The sequence below is a fragment of the Streptomyces sp. NPDC087420 genome (assembly GCF_044744165.1).
Taxonomy (GTDB): Bacteria; Actinomycetota; Actinomycetes; order Streptomycetales; family Streptomycetaceae; genus Streptomyces.
Genome location: NZ_JBIUXU010000015.1, coordinates 106,210 through 119,028, shown reverse-complemented (window position 1 = coordinate 119,028; position 12,819 = coordinate 106,210). Strand labels below are relative to the sequence as shown.

The 12,819-nt window shown below is 69.8% G+C and carries 8 protein-coding genes and 1 pseudogene; 4 read left to right on the top strand and 5 right to left on the bottom strand.

Features of this window, described 5'->3' with window-relative positions; genetic code table 11:
• Positions 1–570: 570 nt before the first annotated feature.
• Positions 571–1,026: an ATP-binding cassette domain-containing protein gene (locus ACIO1C_RS29335; RefSeq protein WP_401868894.1), complete on the top strand. Its 456-nt coding sequence runs from the start codon at positions 571–573 to the stop codon at positions 1,024–1,026.
• A 12-nt stretch (positions 1,027–1,038) separates the two neighbouring features.
• Here ACIO1C_RS29335 and ACIO1C_RS29330 read toward each other — a convergent pair.
• A pseudogene (locus ACIO1C_RS29330) lies at positions 1,039–1,620 on the bottom strand (RNA-guided endonuclease InsQ/TnpB family protein); the annotation flags it as partial.
• Here ACIO1C_RS29330 and ACIO1C_RS29325 point away from each other — a divergent pair.
• Positions 1,510–2,136, top strand: a complete 627-nt coding sequence (locus ACIO1C_RS29325; RefSeq protein WP_401869205.1) for an ABC transporter permease — start codon at positions 1,510–1,512, stop codon at positions 2,134–2,136. The pseudogene ACIO1C_RS29330 and the gene ACIO1C_RS29325 sit on opposite strands and share 111 nt — an antisense overlap.
• A 109-nt stretch (positions 2,137–2,245) precedes the next feature.
• Here the strand turns inward: ACIO1C_RS29325 and ACIO1C_RS29320 are convergent, their stop codons facing one another.
• Complete coding sequence (locus ACIO1C_RS29320; protein WP_401868891.1) at positions 2,246–3,286, bottom strand: LacI family DNA-binding transcriptional regulator; 1,041 nt, start codon at positions 3,284–3,286, stop codon at positions 2,246–2,248.
• A 168-nt stretch (positions 3,287–3,454) separates the two neighbouring features.
• Entirely contained in the window at positions 3,455–7,741 is a 4,287-nt protein-coding gene (locus tag ACIO1C_RS29315; RefSeq protein WP_401868889.1) for a discoidin domain-containing protein, read from the bottom strand.
• 320 nt (positions 7,742–8,061) lie between these two features.
• Between ACIO1C_RS29315 and ACIO1C_RS29310 the strand changes: the two genes are divergently transcribed.
• Both ACIO1C_RS29310 and ACIO1C_RS29305 read left to right on the top strand, forming a co-directional pair.
• Entirely contained in the window at positions 8,062–9,729 is a 1,668-nt protein-coding gene (locus tag ACIO1C_RS29310; RefSeq protein WP_401868886.1) for an ATP-binding protein, read from the top strand.
• Entirely contained in the window at positions 9,726–10,400 is a 675-nt protein-coding gene (locus ACIO1C_RS29305) for a response regulator (protein ID WP_401868883.1), read from the top strand. The genes ACIO1C_RS29310 and ACIO1C_RS29305 overlap by 4 nt, the downstream gene beginning before the upstream one ends.
• 49 nt (positions 10,401–10,449) lie before the next feature.
• Here ACIO1C_RS29305 and ACIO1C_RS29300 read toward each other — a convergent pair whose 3' ends face one another.
• Together ACIO1C_RS29300 and ACIO1C_RS29295 are read right to left on the bottom strand one after the other, a co-directional pair.
• Entirely contained in the window at positions 10,450–12,051 is a 1,602-nt protein-coding gene (locus ACIO1C_RS29300) for a cation acetate symporter (RefSeq protein ID WP_401868881.1), read from the bottom strand.
• Positions 12,048–12,536, bottom strand: coding sequence for a DUF485 domain-containing protein (locus ACIO1C_RS29295; protein WP_401868879.1), 489 nt, complete (start codon positions 12,534–12,536; stop codon positions 12,048–12,050). Before ACIO1C_RS29295 ends, ACIO1C_RS29300 begins: the two co-directional genes overlap by 4 nt.
• Between the last annotated feature and the right edge of the window lie 283 nt (positions 12,537–12,819).

The following is a 12,819-nucleotide window of genomic DNA, read 5'->3' as shown; positions in this document are numbered from 1 at the left end:
CAACAGCCGCATCGCTGTGTGGCGGCGCTCACTCAACCACTAACTACGGATGTCCGCAATATGTCGCTCCGATTTCGCAAATACTTGACAGCTACCTGCATGCGCTGACCTCAGCGCGAGGTCCCTACCCCATGCTTTCGGACCTCACGCCTCATGGTCCCGGACACGGCCGCCACCAACCCGCCACAGTGGCCCCGCGAGGCCACGGGGTGACCCACACCGACCGGAGGAGCCCCGGCCCCACCTGCCTTCCGAGGCTCAACCCGCTTTTCCCGAAGGGGATTTCAGCCATCCCGCGTCGCGTGTGAGGGCTCACATTTCTTACAGATCCTGCGAGAGGCCGACGCAATTTTTACGCAGATACCGCAAGCGGCTTGCCCCGGGCCGGCACGGCGGGCGGGAGACCCGGCAGGCGGCCGTACGGTGAACGACGCAGCGCGAGTAGACCGCCGCCGACTGATCGACGTAGACGAAGTCCCTCGCGCTCGGAGCGGGCTCCCTGGGGAGCCCGTCAAATGTCTGGCTTTTGCGTCATCCTCGTGAAAAGTTGCTGTCAGCGAGGGGGGTCAGATGACAGAACCGGACAAGCGGAACGACCTGAGCGGCCTGGACGACCGTGCGGACGGACCACTGGTGGAGGCGCGCGCCCTGCGCAAGGCCTACCGGGCCAAGGGCGACCGGGGCGAGTTCACCGCCGTCGACGGGATCGACTTCGAGGTCCGCCGGGGCGAGGCGTTCGGCCTGCTCGGCGCCAACGGGGCGGGCAAGTCCTCCACGATGCGCATGATCGCCTGCGTCTCCCCCGTCTCCGGGGGCAGCCTGCGGGTCCTCGGGCTCGACACCGCCACGGACGGGCCGCGGATCCGCTCCCGGCCCGGCGTCGTGCCGCAGGACGACAGCGTGGACACGGAGCTGACCGTACGGGAGAACCTGCTCATCCACGGCCGCTACTTCGGGCTGTCCCGGGTCATCCTGACGACCCACTACGTGACTCCTCCCCCGGATAAGTCCGGGAGCTTCTCGTGACGCCGGGTTGGCGTCGCGACGGACCAGCCCGGCCCGTAGAACGTTGAGTGCTCCGACAGTGTCGGCGTGCGCGGTGTGGCCGCAAGCGACGCAGTGGAACTTCTCCTGTGTGGGCCGGTTCTCCTCGGCGGTGTGCCCGCATTCGGGGCATCGCCTGGAGGTGTTGCGGGGGTCCACGGCGATCACTTGCCGTCCGGCGCTTTCAGCCTTGGCGTACAGGATCGTCAGGAACACCCCCCAACCGGCATCGGCAATAACGCGGTTGAGCCCGGCCTTCGCCGCCGCCCCGTTGGGCAGGAATCCGCCCGGCTGATCGAGGTCGGGCCTGGGTGCGGGGGCCTTGTTCATGCTGCGGATCTTGAGGTCTTCGTGCGCGATGAAGTCGTGCGTACGGACCATGGTCAGGGCGGTCTTGTGTGCGTGATCGAGGCGCTGGCGTCGCACCTTGCCGTGCAACTGGGCGACCTTGTCCACGGCGCGCCGGTGGTTGCGGGTACGGTTTTCGGCCTTGCGGCGTGGGAACCGGGACAGGGCTTGCTGCGCGGCTTCGAGCTTGGCGGCGGCGCGGCGGCCGTGGCGCGGGTTGGGCACGTGTTCGGCAAGCTCAAGACGGACCGTACGTACGAGTCGATCCTGACGACGCCGATGACGGTACGGGACGTCGCGCTCGGCGAGGTCACGTGGGCGCTGCTGCGGGGCACCCTGGTGACGGTCGGGTTCCTCGCCGTCGTCGCGGCCTTCGGCCTCGTCCACAGCCCCTGGGCGCTCCTGGTGGTCCCCGGCGCCCTGCTGATCGGCTTCGCCTTCGCGGCGGTCGGCCCGGCCGTGGTGACGTTCCTGCGCGACTGGCAGGACTTCCGGTTCATCCAGCTGGCGATGCTGCCGATGTTCCTCTTCGCGACGACGTTCTACCCGCTGGGTGTCTATCCGCGCCCGTTGCAGATCGTGGTGGAGTGCCTGCCGCTCTACCGGAGCATCGAACTGCTGCGCGGCCCGTTCCTCGGCGAGGCCGGTACGGGGCTGATCCCGCCCGCCCTCCATCTGCTCGCGCTCGGCGGCCTCGGCCTGGCGGTGGCGGCGCGCCGGCTGGAGGGCATCCTGGGCACCTGAGGGCGGGCACGGGTCTGGGCACGCAATATTTCACGCGTGTTACGAAAGAGTTCGACAATGATGTCCCCGTTGACAGCGTTGTCGGCGTTTCCGGTGGTCGGCGGGGCGCTCAGCCGCGTGCCGCCGCCTCGGCCCGTACCGCCGCCCTCGGCGCCTGTGCCGTGGAGCCCCGTACCACCAGCTCCGGCTCGAACAGCAGCTCCCCCGGCGGCACGGCGCCGCCCTGGATCTGCGCGGTCAGCATCTCCACCGCCGCCCGCCCCATGGCCTCGATGGGCTGGCGGACCGTGGTCAGCGGCGGCTCGGTGCAGTTCATGAAGGCGGAGTCGTCGAAGCCGACGACCGAGACCTCGCGCGGCACGTCGAGGCCGCGCCTGCGAGCGGCCCGTACCGCCCCCAGGGCCAGCGGGTCGCTCGCGCAGATGATGCCGGTGACACCCCGGTCCAGCAGGCGTGACGTGGCCGCCTGGCCGCCCTCCAGGGAGAACATGGAGCGCTCGATGTACTCGTCGGGGAGCTTCGCCCTGGCGGCCTTGGCGGTCGCGAGGGCCGCCGCCAGCTTGCGCCGGGACGGCACGTGGTCGGAGGGACCGAGCACCAGCCCGATGCGCTCGTGGCCCAGTGAGGCCAGGTGGCGCCAGGCCTGCTCGACCGCGACCGCGTCGTCGCAGGAGATGCAGGGGAAGTCCAGGTTCTCGATCGGCGCGTTGATCAGCACCACCGGGATCTTGCGCTCGGCGAGCTGGCGGTAGTGGTCGTGCGGGGCGTCCGCCTGCGCGAACAGCCCGCCGGCGAAGACCACTCCGGACACCTGCTGCTGGAGCAGCAGCTCCACATAGTCCGCCTCGGAGACCCCGCCCTTGGTCTGCGTACAGAGCACCGGCGTGAGCCCCTGCTGGGCCAGCGCACCCCCGATCACCTCGGCGAACGCCGGGAAGATGGGGTTCTGGAGCTCGGGCAGGACGAGGCCGACGAGCCGCGCGCGCTCCCCGCGCAGCTGGGTGGGGCGCTCGTAGCCGAGGACGTCCAGCGCGGTGAGCACGGACTGGCGCGTGGACTGCGAGACACCTGGTTTGCCGTTGAGAACCCGGCTGACCGTGGCCTCGCTGACCCCAACCTTCTTAGCAACCTGAGCAAGTCGTCGCGTCATACACGCAAGACTATCGCAAATTCTGCAAGTGGCTTGCTCCCCAGCGTAAAGAGCCCAGCAAGTGCCTGAACAAGTGCCCGACACGTGCCCGGCAGGCGCGATGCCGGCCGGATCGCTCCGGCCGGCATCACCCTAGGGGCCCTGGGGAAGGGCCGCCCCACTGCCCTCCTACGGGTTGATGATGATCTTGAAGTTGGGCGTCGTGTTCTTGATGTCCACGGCGTTCCCGTTGAGCGTCAGCCGGTTGAAGGTGACCTCACCGACCGCCGGTCCCTGACCTGCCTCCGGCAGCTCGTTCGCCCACAGTCCGAAGCCGGACTTGGCGTCGAAGGCGTCGCCGCTCTTCTTGGCCCCGGTGATCGAGATGTCGTTGAGGATGGTGTCCTTGATCGGGAACTGCGGCTGACCGCCTACGTAGTTGGTCTGGAACATGATGCCGCTGTAGGTCGGATCGACGATGTCGACGTTGTTGATCCGGATCCCCTGGAACACCTTCGAGGCGGAGAACAACCAGATGCCGGGGAAGGTCTGGCTGCCCCAGAAGTGGCCGCCGGCTCTGACGATCGACACGTTCTCGATCGTCGTCGGCTCGGTCCCGAACCCGTTCATCGCGTAGCCGAAGTCCAGCGAGCTGACCGTGATGCCCGAGTAGACGAGCGTGTCCGCGATGTGGATGTTGCGGAACGTGTTGCGGTAGCCGCCGTATACGGCCAGGCCCGCCGCACGCCACACCAGCGTCGCCGAGAGGTTCTCGTAGACGTTGTTGTACATGTCCGCGCCGCCCGCGTCGATCGCCGAGAAGAGGGCGAACGCGTCGTCACCGGTGGCCCGCGCGTCGTTGTTGACGACGTGGTTGTCGGTGCTGCCGTTGGTCATGTTGACCCCGTCGGCGAACGTGTTGCGGATACGGGAGTTGCTGATCGTGATCCGGTCCGCGTTGGCGCCCCAGTAGAGGCAGACGGTGTGTTCGTTCCAGATGTTGTCGATCGTGATGTCGGTGACGTTGGAGAGGTCGAAGACCTTTCCTGGACCGTCGATGCGCGAGGTGTAGTTGCCGAAGAACGAGAAGCTCGTGAAGGACGAGCCCTTCGCGGCGGCCTCGACGCGGAAGCCGGCGTCCGTGTTGTCCTGCGTGGCCGGGGCGAAGAACCTGGTGAACCAGGGTCCCGCGCCGATCACCTTCACGGGCTTGCCGTAGACCTGGAACTTGCTGGACGTCTGGTAGTCACCGGCCGGCAGGTAGACACCGACGAGCTTGCCCGTGGTGTCCATCCGGACCCGGTCGAGGGCGTTCTGGACGTCCTGGTGGGTGAATCCGGTCGGCACGGTGTACGTGGCCGGGTCCGGGTTCGCCACCGCGGTGGCCTGCTCCAGGTTGATGAAGTCGATCGCGTACGTGGTGGTGTTCGCGGCGTCCTTCTGGAGACGGATCTTGCTGCCCGCCGGGACGGTCTTGCCCAGGAGGATGTTGGCCTCGTCGTAGATGTGACGGGGGCCGCCGGAGCCGGGCGAGTTGCCGGGGCCGGTCTCGTTGCCGTACAGCCACGCGTACTTCGACGTGAGGTCGATCGCCTTGAGGTACGTGCCGTCGACGTAGACGTTCAGCGTCGAGTTGATGCCACCGCCGCCCGCGGAGTCCGGGATGGAGAAGCGGGTGACCAGCGTGTTGGTGCTGGCCCTGGTGGTGAACTCCACGTAGTTGCCGGTGTTGTTGAGGGTGACGGCCTTGCGTCCCGAGGCCTCGCCCGCGACGTCGCCGACGGTCCGGTTGGGACCGACGACCTGCGCGCCACCACCGGTGACACCGTCCTCCGCCTCGTACATGTCGTACGGCATGTTGGCGCCGCGGCCGACGAAGAGGGGCTGGGTGCTGGTGTTGTTCGCGCGCTTGACCGGCAGTTCGTTCGTGTCGTCCGCGAGGACGACCCGGACGGTGTACGAGCCGTTCGTGGCCGCCCACGTGCCGAGACCCACCGTGGCGGAGGTCGCGCCGGGGGCGATCGTGCCGTTGTAGGCGCCGGTCAGGGTCTTGACCGTGGCGCCCGTGGAGTTCAGCAGCGTCAGCGTGATGCCGTGGCTGCCGGCCGCGGAGGCCACCGTGCCCTGGTTCTTGATCGTCGCCGAGAAGGTGACGGTCTGGCCGGCCGACGGCGAGGACGGCGAGGTGGTGACCGAGGCGGCGACCAGGTCGGAACTGTCGACCGGCCGCACCACGAGGTTGGTGGCGCTGGTGAAGGTGTTGTTGGTCTCGTTCGACTCGACGACCGCGTTGGCCGGGTCCGCGACCGCGCTGAGCTGGTACGTACCGGAGTCACGCGGGCCGATGTTCGCCGTGACGGTGGCCGAGGCCCCCGCCGCGAGGGCGCCCACCGAGGCGGAGCCGACCTTCGTGCCGCTGAGCCGCAGGTCGACGGTGCTGGCCGGCGCGGCGAGCGCCCCGGCGTTGCGCACGGTCGCCGAGACGGTGATCGCGTCGGACTCGACCGGGGACGCCGGGCTGGCGCTGACGGCCGTGACCTGGAGGTCCGGGTTGGGTGCCGGGTCCCCGAGGATCTGGAACTCGGCCACCTGGCCGGCGCTGGAGCCGGTGTTGGAGTTGAACTTCAGCTGCACGTCGGCGACGCGCGCGCCGACCGGGATGGTCACCGAGTTGCCGGTGCCCGGGGTGAAGGTGTAGTCCTTCGCGGCCACCAGGCTGGTGAGGCCCGTGGCGTTCTGCTCGCGTCCGAGCACCTGGATGTTCTGGGTGCGCTGTCCCCAACTGTTGTCCGGGTTGAGCTTGACGACGACGGAGTCCGTGTCGGCGTTGGAGCCCAGCTTCACCGTGAGGGTGTTGGGGTAGCTGCCGCCCGCGCCCTCCCAGTAGGTGCTCGTGCTGTTGTCGTTGGCGTTCTCCGCGACGAAGGTGAAGACCGAGGAGGACGCGGTGATCGGCTTGCCGACGGCCAGGTTCGAGGCCGTGCCCGGCGTGCCGTTCCTGGTCACGGTGTTGCTGTTGACCGAGACGTTCCCGGCCGCGTCCTTGGCCCGTACGAAGTACGAGACCGTGGCGCCCGCGGACTGGGTGTCCGTGTAGGTGAGGACGTTGCCCGCGACGCTGCCGCGCAGCGTGTTGTTGGCGTAGACGTCGTAGCCGGTCACGCCCGTGTTGTCGCTGGACGCGCTCCACGCCAGGCGGACCTGGCCGGAGGCGGGCTGCGTGAAGGTGAGGTTCGCGGGAGCGGTCGGCGCCTGCGTGTCACCCGAGGCGCCCGCGCGGGTCACGGTGTTGCTGTTCCCGGAGACGTTCCCGGCCGCGTCCTTCGCCCGTACGTAGTAGGCGACGGTCGCGCTCGCGGGCTGGTTGTCCGTGAAGGTCGTGACATTGCCCGCGACGCTGCTGCGCAGCTGGTTGTTGGCGTAGATGTCGTAACCCGTCACGCCCGTGTTGTCCGTGGACGGACGCCAGGACAGCCGGATCTGGCCGGAGGCCGGCTCCGTGTACGTCAGCTCGGTCGGCGCGCTCGGGGCCGTGGTGTCACCGGTCTCGGGGCCGTAGACCTCCAGCTCGGAGAGCTGGCCGCCGGGCTGCTGGCTGTTGGCCGTGAGGAGGATCCGCACATAGCGCTGGGTGGTGGTGTCGAAGGAGATCGTCACCGAGTTCGCGCCGGCGGAGTTGAACGTGTAGGCCTTGGACGCCGTCAGGTCCGTGAAGGCGCTGTTGTTGGTGCTGCCCTGGACCTTGAGGGTCTGGTCCCTGGCGCCCCAGCCGTCGGGCAGGCGCAGGACCACCTGGTTGACACCGACGGACGAGCCGAGGTCGGCCTGGATCCACTGCGGGAAGGCGTTGTTGTTGCTCTCCCAGTAGGTGGCCTTGTTGCCGTCGTTGGCGTTGCCGGGCCCGTAGACCTGGGTGAAGGTGCTCGCCGTGAGGGTCTTTCCGAGGGCGAGGTTCACCGAGGCCGCCGCGGCGGCGTGCACCTCCAGCTCGGACAGCTGGGCCTTCTTGCCCGCCGAGTTGCCGGTGAAGTCGGCGCGGACGTAGCGCGCCTTGGTGGCGGGGAAGGCGACGGTGACCTTGTTGCTCGCACCCTTGCTGAATGAGTACGTGGCGGACGACTTCAGCGTGGAGAAGCTGGTGCCGTCGTCGCTGCCCTGGAGCGAGAGGGTCTGCTTGCGGCTCTCCCACCCTGCGGGGAGCTTCAGCGTCACCTCGTCGATCCGCTTGCTGGACCCGAGGTCCGACTGCACCCACTGGGCGGACTTGCCGTTGCCCTCCCAGTAGGTCGACTGGTTGCCGTCCGTGACACTGCGGGCCGTTCCGTTGCCCGTGGTCGCGTTGGCCGCCGCGGTCCGCCCCGCGGCGATGTTGGGGCCGTCGGCCGCGGAAGCGGCGAGTGACGGCCAGCCCACCATCAGAAGACTGGTGGCAACGGCGGTGGAGAGGAACCGCCATCTCCGGCGTAGCGATCTCATGGATCCCCGATCTTCGGCCTCGGCGCGGGGGCGGCGAGGGCGCGGCTCTGGCTGCCTGCCTCATTGGCAAGCGTTTCTGCACTGATCAGCGGAGTCTTTTGCGTTTTGCGGTCAGAGAGTTGCAGAGAAATGCGAGTCCGTCCACATCTCCGGCAGAACCAAATCACTCGGCCTGCCTCCCGAGTTGGTGCCCGGGGCAGGCCAACACCCGGTATCTGGCCCCCGAACAGGGAAACGTAAGTGATCTGCAAACCTTGCAAGTTTTTTGCGTGAATGTGGAAATTTCGGAAAGGACGCCCGGCCCTCTACCGTTCGTACACATGAGCGCCGGACCGATCACCCTGGGGTTGGCGCCGTCGGAGCGACGACGGCGGTTCGGCCGGCCACGCCGGGTCTTCTCCCAGGTTCTGCTGATGCAACTGGCCATCGCCGCCGGGGTGACCGTGCTCGCCACCGGCCTCTTCGTGGCCCCCCTCAGCGCGCAGTTGGACGACCAGGCGATGCGCCGGGCCCTCGCGATCGCCGAGACCACCGCCTCCGCCCGGGTCGCCGACGCGCTCCTGGGCTCCCGCCCGTCGAGCGGGGGTCCGGTGCAGGCCGAGGCGGAACGGATAAGGAAGGCCACCGGCGCCGAGTACGTCGTGATCATGGACAGGCGCGGGGTCCGCTGGTCGCACACCGACACCCGCCAGATCGGCCGGGTCGTCTCCACCGACCCGGGCAAGGCGCTCGCCGGCGAGCACGTCATGGAGATCGACAGCGGCACCCTGGGCCGCTCGGCGCGGGGCAAGGTCCCGCTGCGGGACGACGCGGGGGACATCGTCGGAGCCGTCTCGGTCGGCATCGCGTACGACAGCGTCCGCGACCGGCTCCTCGCCGCGATCCCGGGGCTGCTCGCCTACGCCGGCGGGGCGCTGGCGGCCGGCGCGCTGGCCGCGTACCTCATCGCCAGGCGTCTCCAGCGCCAGACCCACGACCTGGCCTTCTCCGACATCGCAGCCCTGCTCGCCGAACGCGAGGCCATGCTGCACGCCCTGCGCGAAGGGGTGGTCGCGCTGGACCCCACCGGCCGGATCCGGCTGATGAACGACGAGGCGCAGCGGCTCCTGGGCCTCGGCCCCGAGGCGACGGGCCGCCCGCTGGAGGACGCGCTCGGCCCGGGACGTACCACCGACGTCCTGTCGGGGCGCGTCCAGGGCGAGGATCTGCTGACCGTACGGGGCAGCCGCGTCCTGGTCGCCAACCGGATGCCGACGGACGACGGCGGCGCCGTCGCCACCCTCCGTGACCGTACGGAGGTGGAGCAGCTGAGCCGGGAGCTGGACGCGACCCGGGGGCTGATCGACGCCCTGCGGGCCCAGGACCACGAGCACGCCAACCGGATGCACACCCTGCTCGGGCTGCTGGAGCTGGACATGCACGAGGAGGCGGCCGAGTTCGTGACCGAGGTGGTCGGGGTGCACCGGGTCACCGCCGAGCAGGTCACCGAGCGTGTCCATGACCCGCTCCCGGCGGCGCTGCTGGTCGGCAAGGCGACGGTCGCCGCCGAGCGCGGCGTCTCGCTGCGGCTGTCCCGGGAGACCTTCCTGCCGGACCGGCTGGTGGATCCGCAGGGCCTCGTCACGGTCCTCGGCAATCTGGTCGACAACGCGGTGGACGCCGCGGCGGGCTCCGGTCGGGCGCGCATCGAGGTGGAATTGCGCGCCGAGGGACGTACGGTCGTGCTGTGTGTCTCCGACAGCGGCCCGGGGGTCCCGGACCATCAGCGCGAACTGGTCTTCTCCGAGGGCTGGTCGACGAAGGCCCTGCCGTCCCACGGCAGGCGCGGCCTCGGTCTGGCGCTGGTGCGCAGACTCGCGGAACGGCAGGGCGGCAGCGTACGGGTCGGTGAGTCGGCGGACGGCGGCGCGGAGTTCACCGTGGTCCTCCCGGAGGCACTGACGCCGGACGAGCGTGCGACAGAGCGTGTGACAGCGGGGGAAGAGTGATCGACGTACTGGTCGTGGACGACGACATCCGGGTCGCGGAGATCAATACCGCGTACGTGGCGAAGGTGGCGGGATTCCGGGTCGTGGCCCGGGCCCACTCCGCCGCCGAGGCGCTCGCGCGGCTCGCCGAGCGCCCCGTCGACCTCGTCCTGCTCGACCACGGCCTGCCCGACGAGAACGGGCTGACGGTCGTACGGGAGCTGCGGCGCCTGGGCCGCGAGACCGACGTGATCATGGTGACGGCGGCGCGTGACATGGCCACTGTCCAGGCCGCGATGCGGCACGGCGCGGTCCAGTACCTGGTCAAACCGTTCACCTTCGCGGGCCTGCGGTCGAAGCTGGAGGCGTACGCGGCGCTGCGCCGCGCGCTGGAGAGCGGCGGGGAGGCCGAACAGTCCGAGGTGGACCGGATGTTCGGGGCGCTCTCCGCGTCCGCGGTCCCCACCCTCCCCAAGGGCCACTCCCCCACCACCGCGGAAGTGGTCCGCCAGGTGCTCCTCGGTGCCGGGGGCCCGCTCTCCGCCCAGGAGATCGCGGCGCGGGCGGGCATGAGCCGGCAGACCGCGCAGCGCTATCTCAAGCTGCTGGAACGGGCGGGGCGGGTACGGCTGACCCTGCGGTACGGCGAGACGGGCCGCCCGGAACACCGCTACGCGTGGCCGCACGCCTGAGACCGGCCCCGACGGCTTCGCTTCCGGGGCGCACGCCCCCACGAACCCCTCACACCGCCCCCGCGCCCGTCAGCGACCGCACCTCCGTCTCGGCGTGCTTCGCCGCGTCCGGCGGCTCCGCCGAGGTGACCGTACCGATCCAGCCGGCCAGGAAGCCCAGCGGAATCGAGACCACACCCGGGTTCTCCAGCGGGAAGACATGGAAGTCCACGCCGGGGAAGATCGCCTCGGGGCCGCCCGAGACGACCGGCGAGAGCACCACGAGCAGAACGGCCGGAATCAGTCCCCCGTACACCGACCAGACCGCGCCCCTGGTCGTGAAGTTCCGCCAGAACAGCGAGTAGAGCAGGACGGGGAGATTCGCCGAGGCGGCGACCGCGAAAGCCAGTCCCACCAGGAACGCCACGTTCAGGTTCTGCGCCAGCAGGCTCAACCCGATCGCCACCGCCCCGATGCCCGCCGCCGCCACCCGCGCCACCGCCACCTCGCTCCGCTGCTTCGCCTGTTTGGCCTGTTTGCGCCTCAGCGACGCGTACAGGTCGTGTGCGACGGACGCCGACGAGGCGAGTGTGATGCCCGCGACGACGGCGAGGATCGTGGCGAAGGCGACCGCCGCGACCACCGCGAACAGAACCGTTCCGCCGGTCGATCCCGCCCCGCCGCCCAGGTCCAGGGCGAGCAGCGGTACGGCGGTGTTCCCCGCCGCGTTCGAGGCCCGTACGGCGTCCGGGCCGACCAGCGCCGCCGCGCCGAACCCCAGCACGATCGTCATCAGGTAGAAGCTGCCGATGAGCCCGATGGACCACACGACGGAACGGCGGGCGGCCCGCGCGGTGGGCACGGTGTAGAAGCGGGACAGGATGTGCGGCAGCCCCGCCGTGCCGAGGACCAGCGCGAGGCCGAGGCTGATGAAGTCGAAGCGCGCGACCCAGTCCCCGCCGTACTTGAGCCCCGGCGACAGGAATTCGCGCCCGTGGCCGCTGCGCGCGACGGCGCTGTTCAGGAGGGCGTTGACATTTCCGTGGAAGCGGACGAGCACCAGCACGGTCAGCGCGATCGTGCCGGCCATCAGCAGCACGGCCTTGACGATCTGGATCCAGGTGGTCGCCCGCATCCCGCCGAGCGACACGTACACGACCATCAGCGCGCCCACCCCGACGACGGTCCACGCGCGCGCCGCCCCGCTCGTACCGCCCAGCAGCAGCGCCACCAGACTGCCCGCGCCGACCATCTGCGCCACCAGGTACAGCACGGAGACGGTGACCGAGGACGTACCGGCGGCGATCCGTACCGGGCGCTCGCTCATCCGCGCGGCGACCACGTCGGCGAGGGTGAACCGCCCGCAGTTGCGCACCAGTTCGGCGACGAGGAAGAGCACCACCAGCCAGGCGACCAGGAATCCGACGGAGTAGAGCACGCCGTCGTACCCGAAGAGGGCGATCACCCCCGAGATCCCGAGGAAGGAGGCGGCGGACATGTAGTCGCCCGCGATCGCGAACCCGTTCTCCATGGGCGAGAACAGCCGGCCGCCCGCGTAGAACTCCTCGGCCGAACCACGGCGGTTGCGGCTCACCCACGTGGTGATGCCCAGGGTGACCGCGACAAACGCGCTGAACAGCAGCAGCGCCAGGGTCTGGTGGTCGCCGCTCAACGTTCCGTCCCCCGCGTCATCTCCTGGGTCTCCCAGCGCAGTTCGAGGGCCGCCCGGTCCCGGTGCAGCCGGGCGTGACGCGCGTACGCCCAGGTCAGCAGGAAGGTGGAGAGGAACTGGCCGAGTCCCGCCACCATCGCCACGTTCACCGCGCCCGCCACCGGCCTGGCCATGAACTCCGGCGCCGCGGTCGCCGCCACCACGTACGCGAAGTACCAGACGAAGAAGGCGACCGAGGCGGGGACGACAAACCTGCGATAGCGGCGGCGCACCTCCTGGAAGGCGGCGCCGCGCTGCACCTCCCCGTAGATGTCGGCGGCGCTGTGGCCGCGCCCGGGAGCCGGCGGTCCGTCCGGTACGGCGGGGGCGGCGAGGCCGGCCGGGAGGCCCGTACCGTCCAGGTCCCCCCAGCCGTCGGCCAGTGCGTCGTACCACGGGTCGTCGAGCCGCACCGCTGCGGCGTCACGCCCTTCCTGCTTCTCCACCGGTCAACTCTCCTTGTCAGCGAACCGTTTCGGCCGCGCCCCAAGGATGGACAGAGTAGGAAGATCCCGGACTCTCCACTCCCCCGACTTCACTCCATCAGGTGACAGTGGTCCCCTGCTCAGGGGGTGGGATGAGTCCGCGCTGATACGCGTAGCGCACCGCCTGCGCGCGGTCCCGTACCCCGGTGGCGAAGTGGTCCAACACCGTCGATGCTGCGGAAGGGCACGCCCCGGAACATCGGCGCAGGGGTGGAACGAAGGTGGACCGGTGTTCTCCACCCGT

What these genes read in the sequence shown, in the direction of transcription:
- ACIO1C_RS29335 (WP_401868894.1), top strand. Translation starts at nt 571, where the DNA reads ATGACAGAACCGGACAAGCGGAACGACCTGAGCGGCCTGGACGACCGT.
- ACIO1C_RS29320 (WP_401868891.1), bottom strand. Translation starts at nt 3,286, where the DNA reads ATGACGCGACGACTTGCTCAGGTTGCTAAGAAGGTTGGGGTCAGCGAG.
- ACIO1C_RS29315 (WP_401868889.1), bottom strand. Translation starts at nt 7,741, where the DNA reads ATGAGATCGCTACGCCGGAGATGGCGGTTCCTCTCCACCGCCGTTGCC.
- ACIO1C_RS29310 (WP_401868886.1), top strand. Translation starts at nt 8,062, where the DNA reads ATGAGCGCCGGACCGATCACCCTGGGGTTGGCGCCGTCGGAGCGACGA.